Raw genomic sequence first — 13,882 nt, 5'->3', positions numbered from 1 at the left:
GTGGCTCCTTAGTGGTTGTGGCCTGCGTGTGGATCAACTCCACCGCCAGACTTGTTTTTGAGAGCCATTTGCATTTGATGAGCGCCACGCATGGCGATGACATCACCGGGGAACAGCGAACCGTCATTGTCGATCACGGCGGAATACTGATCGCGATACTTCACATGAACCGGCACGCGGTCGAAGTGACTGCCGTTCTGCTGGAACACGAAAGTTTCCGCTCCTTCGCTCGCCACCGCCTCGACAGGAACCACGATTTGTTCCGGCATTTCTTGGACTGGTACTCGCAACTGCATCCGTTGACCGGGGACGTAACGCCATTCGACGTAGCGATTGCCGTCGGCGCGATGATCCTTGGCGACTTGGTTTGGGAGGCGAACGTAGAAGTTCAATGTTCGCGAGGTGGCATCGACTTGGTTGGCCAGATACGCGATTTCCAAGCTTTCGATCACGCGGGATTCGGACCCCGGTTGTTCTATGATCGCATCGACTTGCCAACCGTTTTGTGAGGCACCTCGAAGCTGTCGGATGTCTTGCTCAAACGCGAGACCTTCGATGAACAACTCGTCATAGTCGGTTAGGATGCAGAGCGTTTCGCCCGCATTGACGGATTGTCCTTTGTGAACGGACAAATCTTGCAGGATCAACGGGCCAGTGTGCTGGGGCTTGTCTTCCAGAACGAAACTCGCTTGGACTACATGCTGGCTCAATCGCAACTCGGCTTCACCGTGACTGTCCACACTCGGTGTGAAGACCTGTAGCTCACGCAGCAGCCGTCGCTCGCGTTCGATTTGATTCACTTGGTCGTCTGACAGTCCATGCAGACGCAATGCTTCACGCTGAGCACCGAGATTGGCGTTCAGCTTGTCACGGGAGTATTGCCGCTCCAACAAGACCTTGCCCGCGATCGCACCACTTCGGGTGACTTGCTCCAGGCGAGCGATCTCTCGATTCTCGACATCCAATTCGCCGAGAGTGCGGACGAAATCGGTTTGTGCGTTGACGAGGTCTTCGTGCGTCAAACGAATTTGAAGCAGCAGGCTTCCCGGCTCGACCGCTTCGCCTTGCACCGCGTGAACATGCGTGACGACGCCGGTCATCGGCGTGGCAACTTGGACTCGTGAACGACCAGGACGTTCGACGACGACGGCGGGCACCGTGATGGATCGGCGGAAGGTTTCCAGCTTGATCGGGCGAATCGTTTCGTCGGACAATCCAATGTTTCGGATCGCCTGCTTTGACAATTCCAACGAAGTCGCCTCGTCGTGCCCAGCATGAGCTGCGTGATCGTGACCGGCATGAGGATCAGCCTCGCCAGCCGCCTCACCCTCGTGCGATTCGCCGCCACCATTGCGGAACGAAACAGCGGTTCGATCGACCCACGCCTTCGTGGCCGGGAACCAATGCTGCCAGGTAAAACCACCGACGATCACAACGATCAGCGTGGCGACTAACCAAACCCACTTCATGGGCACTTTGGGCGTTCGGATTTTCATGGTAACGATACCAACGGAACAACTGCCGGAGAAACCGATCCACGATTCGGATACGTGTGGATCAGAGAAACGTCAACGCGAAGAAGCGTCCGGGGCAGATGAACGGCGAATGCCAGCAGCACAAATCAGTGCTAGCGGAACTCGCCAAAAGTGTTGGAGCTGATGCCCGAGGATCGAAAGTCTTGACGACTTCCGCTACGGCATAGAGGCACGCACACTCTCATCCAAACACGGACGAGAGCGGACCTTACAGACGCCAGACTTGAGTCTTGAGGCGGAGGGGCGATTGAACGCAGTGCGGATCGGGTGGCGATCCGTACTCCGTCCGTTGTGCGAGCAATTCTTGCGACGACAACGACAAGCAATACGTCAGCAAGGGTGACCAATCGACGGTTAACATCAACGAAATGTCGTTGTCTCGTTGATCAGCAACGACGTTGCAATCGGCTTCGTCGCAAGATTCATGCGGTCCATGTGATCCCGAACAAGGCGACTGCGAACAAGGCTGATCGGAACCAACTTCATTCGCTTCGTCATCAAAATGCGAAGCCTTGTGACCTTCGTGGGCATGTTCATCGTGATCGTGGTCAGCATCATTGAGACCAACCACGTGCGGAACATCCACCATCACCTGGTCAACATCTTGACTGTGCGTGTGTCCCGCGTGAGCGTGATGCACGCAACAACCCAGCAGTGCGTGAAGCACTACGGCGGTCAAAGTCGAGTAGGTGAGGAGCTTGTGAAACATGGTCGCTTTGAAAAATGCCCCGACGATCGGCACAATAGGACGAATCGTCGCAGTATTACTATCGAATTTTGATTGATCGGTCTACAGTAAAACTACGCAGGAAGGGCAAAGCACAGGCTGTGCCAATCGCGAATTTGCGGCGATTTATTGGGAAAAGTCGCGCAAACAGCTCTCAACAAATCTGGAGATTGTCGTCAACCTGAACGCGACAGTGTCGCATCTTGCGACAGCCTGTTCGTTACGTTGAGTCCACTAACGTACAGGAAACTGCTTGGCGGAGTGGTAGAGCAGTGCTGATGGCGGATTGAGTATCCAAACCACAAAGCGCCACCGGAGCATTCCGGTGGCCAGCTTTTCCCGCAGGCAAGATCAGTGCCAGTGTCCGGTGCGGTGAATGTCGTAGTGACCGGGTTGGTAGTGAAAGTGATTTCCATGACGTTGGAACGACGGAGCGTGGTAATCGAGGTGCGTGGTATCGTGGAAACGCGGTTGATACCACTGGATGTCGTGCGATAGGTGATGTCCCGGCACATGGAAAGAAGGTTGCGACGGATACACATGACCGCCGTGATGGCTTCCATGGTGGCCGCCACCGTGAATCACATGACCGTGCCCAGCCTGAGCTTCACCGCCAAAACCGAGGGTGAATGCGGCTGCCAAGGCGACGACGGGCAGCACTTTTTTGGTGATCGACAACATGATTGTAACCTTTTCTCTGCGGGAGACTTTGTGAATGGGCTTCATTAAGCCCGACAACAAAGACAATGCGAAAGCGAGTTCGCAGCGGAAAGGATATTCAAAATTTATTCTGCGATATGTGAGAAAGCGACGATTTCCACGTGTTTTCCCTGCGATTGAAGTTCCTTCGTGACCGCTCGCAAGTGTTTCTGAACGACCGCATCGGGTGATTCCAATTCCGTACTTTGCCCAAACGCTCGATCGTCCTGTTCAACTCGTAGTTGTCCATCGACGAGGCGAAACACGGTGGCGTTCCCCAAGCCTGGCCAGTTTTTCGGTTGACCCAACATCACCTGAACATCTCGCGCCGAAAGCGGGCTCGCCGATTCGATCCATACCACCGCCTCGCTACCAGCCGGGCCAACCAATGGAACCGCTCTCTCTGAGTCCGATGGGAAATGCACCCAGCGGGATTCGCCTAGCGGTGCAAATTCGGCAAGCCGGTTCGTTTCGCCGTCGCTACCGATTAACCAAAGTTCGCCATGGTGATGCGCGCGCAGCGGTGCATTGACCTGAATCTGCTCGCCCGATTGAACGGGCACCCGATTGACCAACTCGAAAGCACGTTCCTCCGCCCAGACCTTGATGTCCAAATTGCCGAAACGCTCAACCGCCTCGATCGACGGCAAACTCAAGAGCGGCTGCGCGGTATGCGTTTCACTCTGCTGGCTTGGCCACGCCAACCATCCGACGCACAACAACGCGATCAAAGGAATTGCGAACAAGGCGATACGGCGGCCATCCTTTCTGCGAGTGCGTGCCAACCAACCGTCGAGCGAATCGGCGAATCGTTGTGCGGATTCGATGCGTTCGCTCGGTCGCAATTGCATTGCTCGATCGCAAGCTTTCTGTAAAGCCAGAGGTGCTCCCGAGTCTCGAAGGGCCTGTCGGTCCCAGTCGCCACTGGCCACCGCATCAATGATCTCGCCCGACGTCTTGGATGCGTAAGGATGGCGGCCAACTAAACCAAAATACAACAAACCACCGAGCGAAAACACGTCGTTGGCAGGTCCACGCGATCGCGAAGCATCGTCGGATTGACCGTTTGATTCTTCTGAGTCCGCGAACAATTCGGGAGCCATGAAAGCAAGCGTGCCACCGGCATGGGCATCGCGAAGAATGGAATCCGCATCCCAGCCGTCGGTAGAATGGTCGACAGCCATCCCAAAGTCGATCAGCTTGGGTTGCCCTTGCGAATCAAATAGAACATTGGTCGGCTTGACGTCGCAATGAACGATGCCTTGATCGTGCAGCTTGCCGAGCGTGCGCGATATTTCAGCAACGAACTCAATCAACTGTTGCGTGGTTAGAGAATTCTGCTCGACGCGTTTTTGCAGCGTCGTGCCGCGAACGAGTTCCGAAACGATGAACGGCCGGTCATCCCAAATTCCGGCGTCGATCACCCGAGCAATACCGGGATCGTTCACCGTCACCAAAAGACGACCCTCATCGAGAATCCGTCCGGCTTTCTCCGATTGATGTTTGCTGACCTTCAGTGCCAACTCGCAACGTAGCTGCGGATGCACGACTCGAAAAACTTCCGCCTGCGCCCCTTCGCCTATCTGTTCCAGCACCGTGTAGTCGCCGATGCAGTGACCTGCCGGACGATGGGATGATTCGGTCGAATCGTTTGGCGGGGGCGCTATCGACGTGTCATCCCATCGAGACAGTTCGGTGTCGACTTTGATTTGACGAACAATGTCAGTTTCGAGACTCGGATGCCTTTTTCGCAAGACGTCCACGACGTTCGAGTCGCCAGCGGAAGTGCGGGTCAGATATTCCAAATAGAGCAAATCGACTTGCTGCCCATGATCGAGCGTGTCGTGATGAGATGCCAACAGCGATTCGATGCGTGCAGTGATGTCGCTCGCTGGCACCGAGTCGACTTGATCGAGCAGTTGTTGAAAATCGTTGTTAGTCATGCTGGTTCATTCTGTGCTCGTCAGTCGGTTCTTCACGAGCTGCAATGCGGTTTGTAATCGTTTGCGAAGTGTGTCCGGCTTGGTTCCACGATCCCGAGCCACCTCTTTCCACGTTCGCCCTTCGAGTCGCTGGACGACCGCTTCCCAATCATCCGTTCCGACGATGGAGCGCACTTCCATCATCAACTCGGATTCCGCCGCCGCAGAATCGGTCGCGCCGTCGGCCCCGGCGAGCTGTCCCAGTTGAAAACTGGAATCCTCCTCGACGAAGTTTGCTTTTCGTTTCTGTGCTGATTGCTCTCGCTTCAGTTCGTTGACGCGATGTTTGGCAAGCGTGAACAAATAGGCCCGCAGTTCGTCCTCGGTGGCCAAATTCAAATCGCCAGTACCAGTACGTTTGAAGAACCGCCGAAAGACAGACTGCTCTACATCAATGGAATCGTGCAGCCGCCGAAGAACAGAATCTCGCATTCGGAAACGAATAAATCGTCGAATCTCGGTTCCGTAACTTTCCATGATCTGGCTCAAGGCGTCTGAATTGCTCTGTGACAGCAACGCAAGCAAATCGGAAAGTTTGTCCCGCGACTGGTTTTCTCTCGACGAGGACGGCGCGATTTCAATGCTTTGCTTGCTCATTGATGATTCTCTCGCTCGTCAATGCGTGTCTGCCAATACACCTTTGTGAAATTTTCGGATTCCTTTCCGCTTGGTAGGGCTAACGACATTGATGGTGAGTGTGAAGTGATTGACCGCCGCACCCAGATTTGTCTGCCCACCGAACGATTGTACCCCAGCCAATGGTGGCGTACAATCACCAGGCGGAGGGCCGCCTCGAAGATGACGCCAACTTCGAGGCAAGCGGTCGTATTTCACAACAGGATATTCCCTTTCTCGACGGATCGCCCACTCCCATTTTGCCAGCACAGTATGAGGTAATGACAATGCACAAACTCCTTTCCCTTTCCACGGTCGCGGTCTTGATCGCGACAACTGCAATTGCCCAAGACAGGACCCCTGACGAGGCAAAGGTCGTCGAACTCAAGTCGGAATCGGTCAAGCAAGCAAAATTCGTTGACTTTGGTAGCGAACTTGGCGTTTCACTTAGCGCGATCAATGATCTGGGTGCAAAGATTGACGCGGCACGATTAGCCGCCCAACCGATTGACTTGCTGCTGGCAGCAAAGTTGTTATCGGCTGCTGAATCGCTGTCGGAAAAACAAGCGTCTTTGACATCGTCGCAGTTACAAGAAGAAGCAGTGGAACTTGCAGAACAACGCGGCAATCCGACTGAAATCGCAACAGCGGCAAAGCTCATCGGTGGCGACCTGGGCGATAAATTGATGAAAGCGGCCAAGGCGGCGGCACACAAGATGCCCAAAGAAGGCGACGCAACGAAAGACCTCGATGGAACGCTCGTAGTTGACAATCGGCACAACCACGATGAAGTACACGTGTATGTGAATGGTCGTGAAATGGGACACGTCGAAGGCCACGGCTATCGCCAGTTTCATGTTCACGGTGCTCATTACCTGGACGCTCGGGATCACGAGGGGCATCGTTGGCATAATCACATCGAAGGCCATCATCACTACTGGGTGTTTCGGCTGAATCCGCCCCATCCCCACCACCCTTGGTAGGTCACGGTCAATCAACAGATGCCACGACTGGGCTTTCCTAAGCCCAGTCGTGGGAAGCGAAAAGGTATTGCAATGATTCGACTCGTTCTTATCTCATGCGTTCTGTGGATCGCAATCTCTCAGCAAGCAAACGCCGCGCGGCATGCTCTGTTGATTGGATGCTCCGACTACAAAACACAGGGTGATTTACACGGCAGCGGAGTCGATGTTGCCTTACTCAATGAAACATTGGCGACACCTCGGTTTGGTTTTGGGCCAGACAATTTGACTGTTCTCAGTGATGCCGATCCCACGACTAAGCCGCCCACCTACGACAACATTCACGCGGCATTTGAGACGGTCGTCGCAGCAGACTGGGCGGCGGACACCGATTCGGATGTCTTGTTGATTTACATGTCTGGTCACGGTGGGCAACGCTCATGCGAGACCGAGAATGACGGGATGGACGAGTTTTTCATGCCTGTCGATGAAACAGATGTCATACTCGACGACCAGATTGGAGACTGGTTGTCAGAACTAGACCGCAAAGGCATCCATACTTGGATCATTTTTGATAGTTGTTTTTCCGGAACAATGACTCGCGGCGTTAATCCAAACGAGACGGTGCGAGGTATCGCTCCGGCAAGCGAAAAGTTGCGCAAACCAATCTTGCCTAAAAGCAACAAAGACGTGGGCTGGGAATTGCCCATGTCCGGTGACGATGGACGATCCAATGTCGTGGCTTTCTATGCCTGCCAAGCCTACGAGCAGGCCATCGAAGACAGGACATTGGATAAATCCGATGGCGAGCCGGTACCACACGGACTATTCACCTATTGTCTGCTTCAGTGTTTGGAACAGCATCGTGCGGATCGAGATGCCAAGCTGTCATACGAAGAACTGCGTCGAGGTATCATCGAGCGATACCGAGCCCTTGGAAGAACTTGGCCGACTCCTTTCTGTGAAGGCAATTTAACTCAAGAAGTCCTTGGCTTTGAAAGATGGCCTCAGGCCGCCGCGCTGCGTGTGGAAAACATTGATGGAAACGTGTCGGTCGCTGGTGGTCAGCTAGCAGGTTTAACACCCAACGCGATCTTGGCCGTGTACGTGCCGAAAGATCGCAAGCAAGAATCGCCCATCGGTTACCTCAAGGTGACGCAAGTCACTGCAACCACGGGAGAGGTCGAAAGCGTGTCCTATGCCGACATCGGCGAGCCCGTCCAATTGAGTCGATTTCCCAACAATGCGACATGCCGTGTCGTCAGTCAAGAGATCGGCGAGTTGAGAGTTGCTTTAACGCTGCACGATTTGCGCGGAAATAGAGATGATTCATTTTTATCTGTACTGCGCGAAAAGGCATCTGATCCTTTAAGCATTTTTCGCGTCAATCCCACGAATGGCACTCAGGGTTGGAGTCTTTTCATAGACGATACGGAACGACTGTTGGTTCCGAACAGCGTTGCTTTGACAATCGGCGACAGGATGCCAACCGCAAAGGAACTTCAACGGGAGCCGAGCGTACGCTATCCGTCGACGCTCGCGATTCGTGAACTCGCCGATGCCGTCGAGCGAGACCTACGTCGTGTTTACAGTTGTCAAAACCTTCAGCGTCTCGCGGCAGCCTACGGGCCAAGTGGCTCCACAACGCACGACATAAAACTGAAGGTGACAAAGGTAAACGGAGACACGTCCTCTGATGAGATCAGGGCAGGAGATGTATTACGTGTCGAAGTCGTTAATGAAGGAGCGTATGACGCTTCGTTTGCAGTGTTCTTTATCAGCTCACGATATCGAATTACCAGCCAAATGTCTGACTCCATCAAACCGGCGCAAGGAGTCACCCGTCCAACAACGCTTCCACTGTTTGAAATGACGATCAATGAAAGGATGTGGGGTCAGAATGGATTGGTCCTGGTCGGGATTCCTCATGAGGGAAGAGTTAAGCATCAGTTAAATTATTCAGGTCTCGATCAACAGAAGCTTGGCGATCCGGTAGACAAAAAGCGAGGGTTTACTCCCGTAACGCCCTTTGAACAGCAACTCTTCCAAGCGACGTTTGGGAATGAAAAATTTCGTACCGGTGGAGCCAATCAAGAGCCTCAGATGTCAATCATCTCGTGGATGGTTTCGGAGAACGCACCCGCAGAACTCCCGTAGTCGTTGAAGTCTGGCAGCTGCGAGGAATAGACCGAAAGGAATGGTCAGAAAGGTGCGTGTTTTTGCGATGCTGCGTGAAGGAAAGGTTTGCGGACGCGAATCGCAACCAGTACGCTAGAGGGATGCTCAACTACTTGGCAGGAAAAAAGTATTTTCAAGGTGTTTAGAAATGTCTCGGGCCATTGTTACTGACGCGTCAGATCGACTGAACCGTCGATTTTCATATGACCGATTCGGTGGTCTTTCGAGGCTTTTCATTGCCATCTCTTTCTGCCTGACGGTCTCGATCGCTTCGGGTGACCGTTCCAATGCGGACGACGAGTTATTTAGCACGAAGAGCCTGCGAGGCGGCAAGAACTGGGCAATTTTGATCGGCGTGAACTACACCGCTCGGCAGGATGAGCTTCGTGATGGCGGTGACGAGCGTAGTCGCGAAGCGCTTCCAGCCCTGTCGAATGCGGCCAACGACGCATTGTCGATCGCAAATATTCTCACTAACTATTACGAATACGACGCGGATCACGTGATCGTCTTAACCGACGACAAAGGAACAGCCGCAGAGCAGCTCCCGACGAAATCAAACATCGCCCGTGAATTATTGCGGGTCAGCAAAGAAGCCGGTGAGGAAGACACTGTATTTTTCTTTTTCGCGGGGCATGGGATCAAACTAGAGTCGCAGTCGACAAGCGGGAATAATGTCGCCATGCTCGCGCTGGATGTCGAGTTGCAGGAAGGTGATCCGATAGGAAACATGTTCGGGCTTCCCTTTGGGTTGATGGACGATCTGGGAAGAATTAAGGCGAAACAAAAGTTACTTGTTCTCGACTGTTGTCACTCCGGTGAGATTTTCAATCAACACCGTTCTTCCACTGCGTTTCAACCTACTAGTGAAGAGAGTGGACGTGAGGACAAAAGCCTACTAGCCGCACCCGCGTTCCAAGCGATGGCGTCGTGTCGTGCTAGTCAGCTTGCGTCGGACGGGCGCGACGGCAACTCGAAATTTACCTCGGCATTCTTACACGGTCTGCGTCGGTTGCCTGCTCAGAATCAAAAGTCGCCGGTAACGGCCCACGCTCTGCTCCGTCACCTGAAAGGGTATTTTGATGAAAGCCAACGCCCCGATCTCCGCAGTCTGGTGGACCAATCGGGAAAGGAAGGCGAGTTCGCGTTCAAACCGCGTCGTGAAGCGGAGTTCAAGAAATTTCTTGTCGAAGAGCTGGAAGAAGCCTACTTGCGTGGCATGGTTGTCAGCCGCCAGGGAAGTTGGTGGTTTGAGGAATGCCCGTGGTTCATCCCGAGTATTCGAGCTGAGATGGTCCAGGTTTATGACAGCCAACAGGTGGTGTCGCGCGGTACTAAAATAGCGGACCTTCTTGACGCCGAGAGCCTTCGAGAGGCCGCTGATCTTGCCCTACGAGAATGGAAGGATGGTGAGAGCGAAGTTGCTAAGCTTCGACGCAAGCACGGGCTATTGCTGTTGGACGCCGATAGTGGCAAGAAATTGCGTGAAGCCCTTGCCGAGATTGAAGCGGACCTCGATCCATTGCTCCCAAAGGAAAAATTGACGGAAGTTTCCAGGGGGAAGGTCGAATCGGTCTCACCTACCAGTAGCATTGACAAGACGTTGAAAGCTGCCGACGTTCACTTGCTCGCTGTCGTCAAACACTCGCTTGGCAATGATGAGGCCGAAAAAATCTATAAGCAAGCGCTGCGAATGTACGCGATTGAGATGCAACCGAACAAGTCCGAACCGCTGACGCAGTCGATCAATAATGAACAAGTGGTATTCAATTACTCGCGAAAAATTTTAATTGCGTTGTGCCGAGTCGATTTCGCTCAGTACCTCCAGGGCGAGGCGAAACAGCAAAAGCTTGCTGCCGAGCAGTACCAACAGGCTCGCCGTGACATCAAACAAATAACTTTTGACGGCAAGCAGAAGGGGTACGCGGACTTCTTTCTGACGTTTGCATTATGTGGAGAGGCTGACGCATGGATTGGCATCAATCGTTGGAAACAAGCGAATGCCTTACTTGATCAAGCGAAAACACTCGCCGAAACAAAGCATGATGGCGTCCTGTCTCCCGTGGCTGGGCATTTCCTCGAAGCGCACGTTTATCGCCGCGATGCGTGGTGCAAGATGATGCAGTGGAAAATCAAAGATGCCATGTGTTCGTTCCGAAAATCGAACGAAATTCTTGTCGCACGCATGAGTGAGGATGGACCCGACTTCGATTCCAATGACGAAAACTCGTGTACTCTCTCCGTCGCAAACGAACTTCCCGCCGGATGGAAAGACTCAACAGACTACTCCTCAAAAGTGGCGTACCTGCACAATCTCCACGGAATCGCGATGGGATTGCGGTTCCAAGGTGACACAGAAAAGGCTGCGGATGAGTATCGTCAACTCACTCGTCACGTCGAGACTGCCTTTAGTCAATTCAGGAGCGATTCTGCCGATGCTGGGATCGAGACTCAGTTCGTTGTTCGCACGATCAATACTCAAGAGCGTCTGGGGGATTGCAACCTCTTTGGTAACCCTGAGGTTCGTGACCTGAAGGAAGCCCTTGATGACTATCGCCGGGCCATGATGCGAGTTCACCTGCTGCGAGATTCGGCACGTGACCGTACGAAAGCGGCACTGCTGTACAAGCAAGCGTTGGCATTAAGCCTTCCGTCGCCGTTCACCGATCACGAGCTTGCCATGCAAATGTGCCATGTTGCGGATGAAATCTATCTCTCAAGTGAGGGAAAGACCGGCGGACTATTCGATGCCTTAGGGACGCTCACTACACTTTGCGTGCAAGCATGCGAGGAGACCACAGAGTCGAAGACCGCGTCAGCGCGATCTACGAGTGCTCAGGATAAATTGCGAGACTGTATTTTGGCATATCGTGACAAGGTCGGAACAACACCGCATCGCGATCAACTTGAATTGTGTCTGTTTGCTTCCGATATACTTCTCAAATACGCGGGCCAGCGAAATAAATATCAGACGCTCGCTGATGCCGATTTGCTGCTCAGTTTTTGTCGAATCGCACTGGAGTCCTACCAGGGGTCTGATGATTCCGATTCGCCAGAACGACAAGAGGTTTCCGATGCAGTCAAGTATCTGAGGCCCTATTTCGATACCGCAATGCAAGCGAAAATGGGACTGGGTGATTCTCAAGTCAAGGAAATGCTACAGATTCAGGCGGAGGCAACATTGGGAACGCTGGACCTTAAAGAAAAAGGCGTTCGCCCGATCCTTGCAATTTATGTGCTTGACGATAAACCTTATTTGTTGGTGGATATCCCGCATAGTCTAAGCCGCTGTGTGCCATTGGCCGAATCGTACTACCACGTCGAAATGGTGCGCAATGCATCATATTCTGAAACGAAGCTACCACTTCCAGACGAAATTTGTGATGCGCTGTCAATCTGGAAAAAGCAAAACTCGACAGCAAATAACCCTCTGGGACCAAAATGCCGCTGGTGCGATGCTGTTCGAGGCTTCGACGCTCGATACGCTGCAACAAAAAAAGTTATTGACTCAACAACCGGCGAAGAGAAAGTTGTAGTCGAAACGGCGTCTAGTTCGAGCACCTTTCCATTCGAGCTACACCGGCCGTAGGCTAAAACCGCGTTGTCTGACGAGTCATCACTGTTGACTCAGCGTTAGGCCGCGAAGGCTATCATCGCCGCTGTTGTCAACGACCGCATCCAACGCTCCGGTCAGAACGAAGCCATCAACTCGTGCGCGGGCTTGAGCGAGTTGCTGCTGCGAAACGATGTACTGCAAGTTCGTGTCAAAGTAAGTTCGGCGGGCCACCAGGACTTGAACAAAGCTTGTCTCGCCCGTTTTGTAGGCAAGCTCGGCGAGCTTCAAACCGTCTTCTGAGTTGGGCAGGATGTCCCTGGAATACTGCTCGACGGCGACCAGTGATGAATCGTAGTCTCGCGACACCTGGGCCAAGCGTGCCTTGATCGAGTTTTCGATTCGTTCGAGTTCGCGTGACGCACGCACATACTCGGCGCGGGCCGACGAGATGTTGCCTTGGTTTTTGTTGAAGACGGGGATCGGTGCTCCGACTTGAAAGTTAATCATGCCGTTGTCCGTTCCGTTGTCATAACCAGAGGCGAGCTGCAAATCTAAGTTTGGAATCGGCTGAGCCTGTTGGCGGCAAAGATTGGCTCTGGCTTGATTGATTCGTGCCTGCGCCGACTGCACTTCGGGACTGGATGCAATCATCGTGGATGCAACGATCGACCAGTCCAAGGTGGTTTCCGTGTTGGGCAGTGTCCCTTCAAGTGGCACGGGCATCATGTCAGGGTTGCCAGCCAAGGCGGCCATCTCTCGCCACGCGGCGTCGAAACGAATCTGGGCTTGCCGGAGGGCCAAGTCAATCTCGTTCTTTTGAACCTTTGCTTGGACGATTTCCAGTTGCGAGCCTTCTTGTGCCTCTTTGCGTTGCTCGGCTATATCGACTCCCTTGTCAGCGACCGATTGGAAATCGCGGATCAAATTCACTCGTTGCTGTGCCGCCAAAGCATCGTAGAACGTGATACGAATGTCAGTCGCAATGCGATATTTCTGGGCTTCGAGCTGCATGAGTTGAGCACGCAAGGCTTCATTGAGCACGGCGCGGTTCAATGCCAATTTATCGCCGGTAATGATTGTTTGTGAGATGAACACCGAGTGCTGATCGGTACCTTGGTCGGCGAGCTGGACAGCGCTGTAGCCGAGTACAGGGTTGGCACGCAGCCCGACTTGGCATTTGAAACCCGCGGCTTTTTGCGTTGTCGCGACCAATTCAGCGATGGTCGGATTGTTCGCCAAAGCCATCGACTCGATCGCTTCGAGCGTCAACCCGGCGGGCTGTTCGCTGAGGTAGTACTCATTGCTGGCTGAAAATGGCACAACGGCGACTTCGCTGAGCGACTGTTCGGGCGAATCCAGCGCCATAATGGCTCGCAAGGAACCGGCGGACTCCTTATCGGAATCATCCTCTTCCGTTGCAACGGGTTTGTCGTCATCCGACTTGTCGTTGTACGCGACCGTGATCACAGGTGCCGCAACGATGGCCGTCGCCGGTGTTGAGGCGACGTTCGCTTCACTCGATTGAAGCATTGTGGGATTGCGAGCTGATGTCGCAACGTGATTGCCAATGCTCTGGCAACCAGCCGTGAAACTCATCGCTGCGCTCATTGTCAATGTCATACTCAAAG

Annotated in this window: 9 protein-coding genes; 3 read left to right on the top strand and 6 right to left on the bottom strand. The window is 53.5% G+C overall.

The genetic code is table 11. The features are described 5' to 3' along the window. Nucleotides 1-8: 8 nt before the first annotated feature. The 5 genes from Poly24_RS08520 to Poly24_RS08500 form a co-directional block, all read right to left on the bottom strand. Entirely contained in the window at nt 9-1,496 is a 1,488-nt protein-coding gene (locus Poly24_RS08520; RefSeq protein WP_231753530.1) for an efflux RND transporter periplasmic adaptor subunit, read from the bottom strand. Nucleotides 1,497-1,743: 247 nt separating this feature from the next. Then, on the bottom strand, nt 1,744-2,244 hold the full coding sequence (locus Poly24_RS08515; protein WP_145093311.1) for a hypothetical protein: 501 nt from the start codon (nt 2,242-2,244) through the stop codon (nt 1,744-1,746). A gap of 369 nt (nt 2,245-2,613) precedes the next feature. Then, nucleotides 2,614-2,943: a hypothetical protein gene (locus Poly24_RS26950; RefSeq protein WP_197452425.1), complete on the bottom strand. Its 330-nt coding sequence runs from the start codon at nt 2,941-2,943 to the stop codon at nt 2,614-2,616. Between the two features lie 104 nt (nt 2,944-3,047). After that, entirely contained in the window at nt 3,048-4,904 is a 1,857-nt protein-coding gene (locus Poly24_RS08505) for a serine/threonine protein kinase (protein WP_145093304.1), read from the bottom strand. 6 nt (nt 4,905-4,910) lie between these two features. After that, on the bottom strand, nt 4,911-5,540 hold the full coding sequence (locus Poly24_RS08500; protein ID WP_231753529.1) for an RNA polymerase sigma factor: 630 nt from the start codon (nt 5,538-5,540) through the stop codon (nt 4,911-4,913). Nucleotides 5,541-5,701: 161 nt separating this feature from the next. On the opposite strand from Poly24_RS08500, the gene Poly24_RS08495 reads away from it, so the two are divergent. The 3 genes from Poly24_RS08495 to Poly24_RS08485 all read left to right on the top strand — a co-directional run bounded on the left by Poly24_RS08495 (nt 5,702) and on the right by Poly24_RS08485 (nt 12,287). Further along, nucleotides 5,702-6,541 carry a hypothetical protein gene (locus Poly24_RS08495; RefSeq protein WP_145093301.1) on the top strand — a complete coding sequence of 280 codons (840 nt, stop codon included), beginning with the start codon at nt 5,702-5,704 and terminating at the stop codon, nt 6,539-6,541. A gap of 72 nt (nt 6,542-6,613) precedes the next feature. Then, nucleotides 6,614-8,677: a caspase family protein gene (locus Poly24_RS08490; RefSeq protein ID WP_197452424.1), complete on the top strand. Its 2,064-nt coding sequence runs from the start codon at nt 6,614-6,616 to the stop codon at nt 8,675-8,677. Between the two features lie 169 nt (nt 8,678-8,846). Beyond that, nucleotides 8,847-12,287, top strand: a complete 3,441-nt coding sequence (locus Poly24_RS08485) for a caspase family protein (RefSeq protein WP_145093295.1) — start codon at nt 8,847-8,849, stop codon at nt 12,285-12,287. 27 nt (nt 12,288-12,314) lie between these two features. On the opposite strand, the gene Poly24_RS08480 is transcribed toward Poly24_RS08485, so the two are convergent. After that, nucleotides 12,315-13,784: a TolC family protein gene (locus Poly24_RS08480; RefSeq protein WP_231753528.1), complete on the bottom strand. Its 1,470-nt coding sequence runs from the start codon at nt 13,782-13,784 to the stop codon at nt 12,315-12,317. Nucleotides 13,785-13,882: the final 98 nt, after the last annotated feature.

The organism is Rosistilla carotiformis (assembly GCF_007753095.1).
In the GTDB taxonomy this organism is placed as follows: domain Bacteria; phylum Planctomycetota; class Planctomycetia; order Pirellulales; family Pirellulaceae; genus Rosistilla; species Rosistilla carotiformis.
This window is presented reverse-complemented; position numbering and strand designations above follow the sequence as displayed.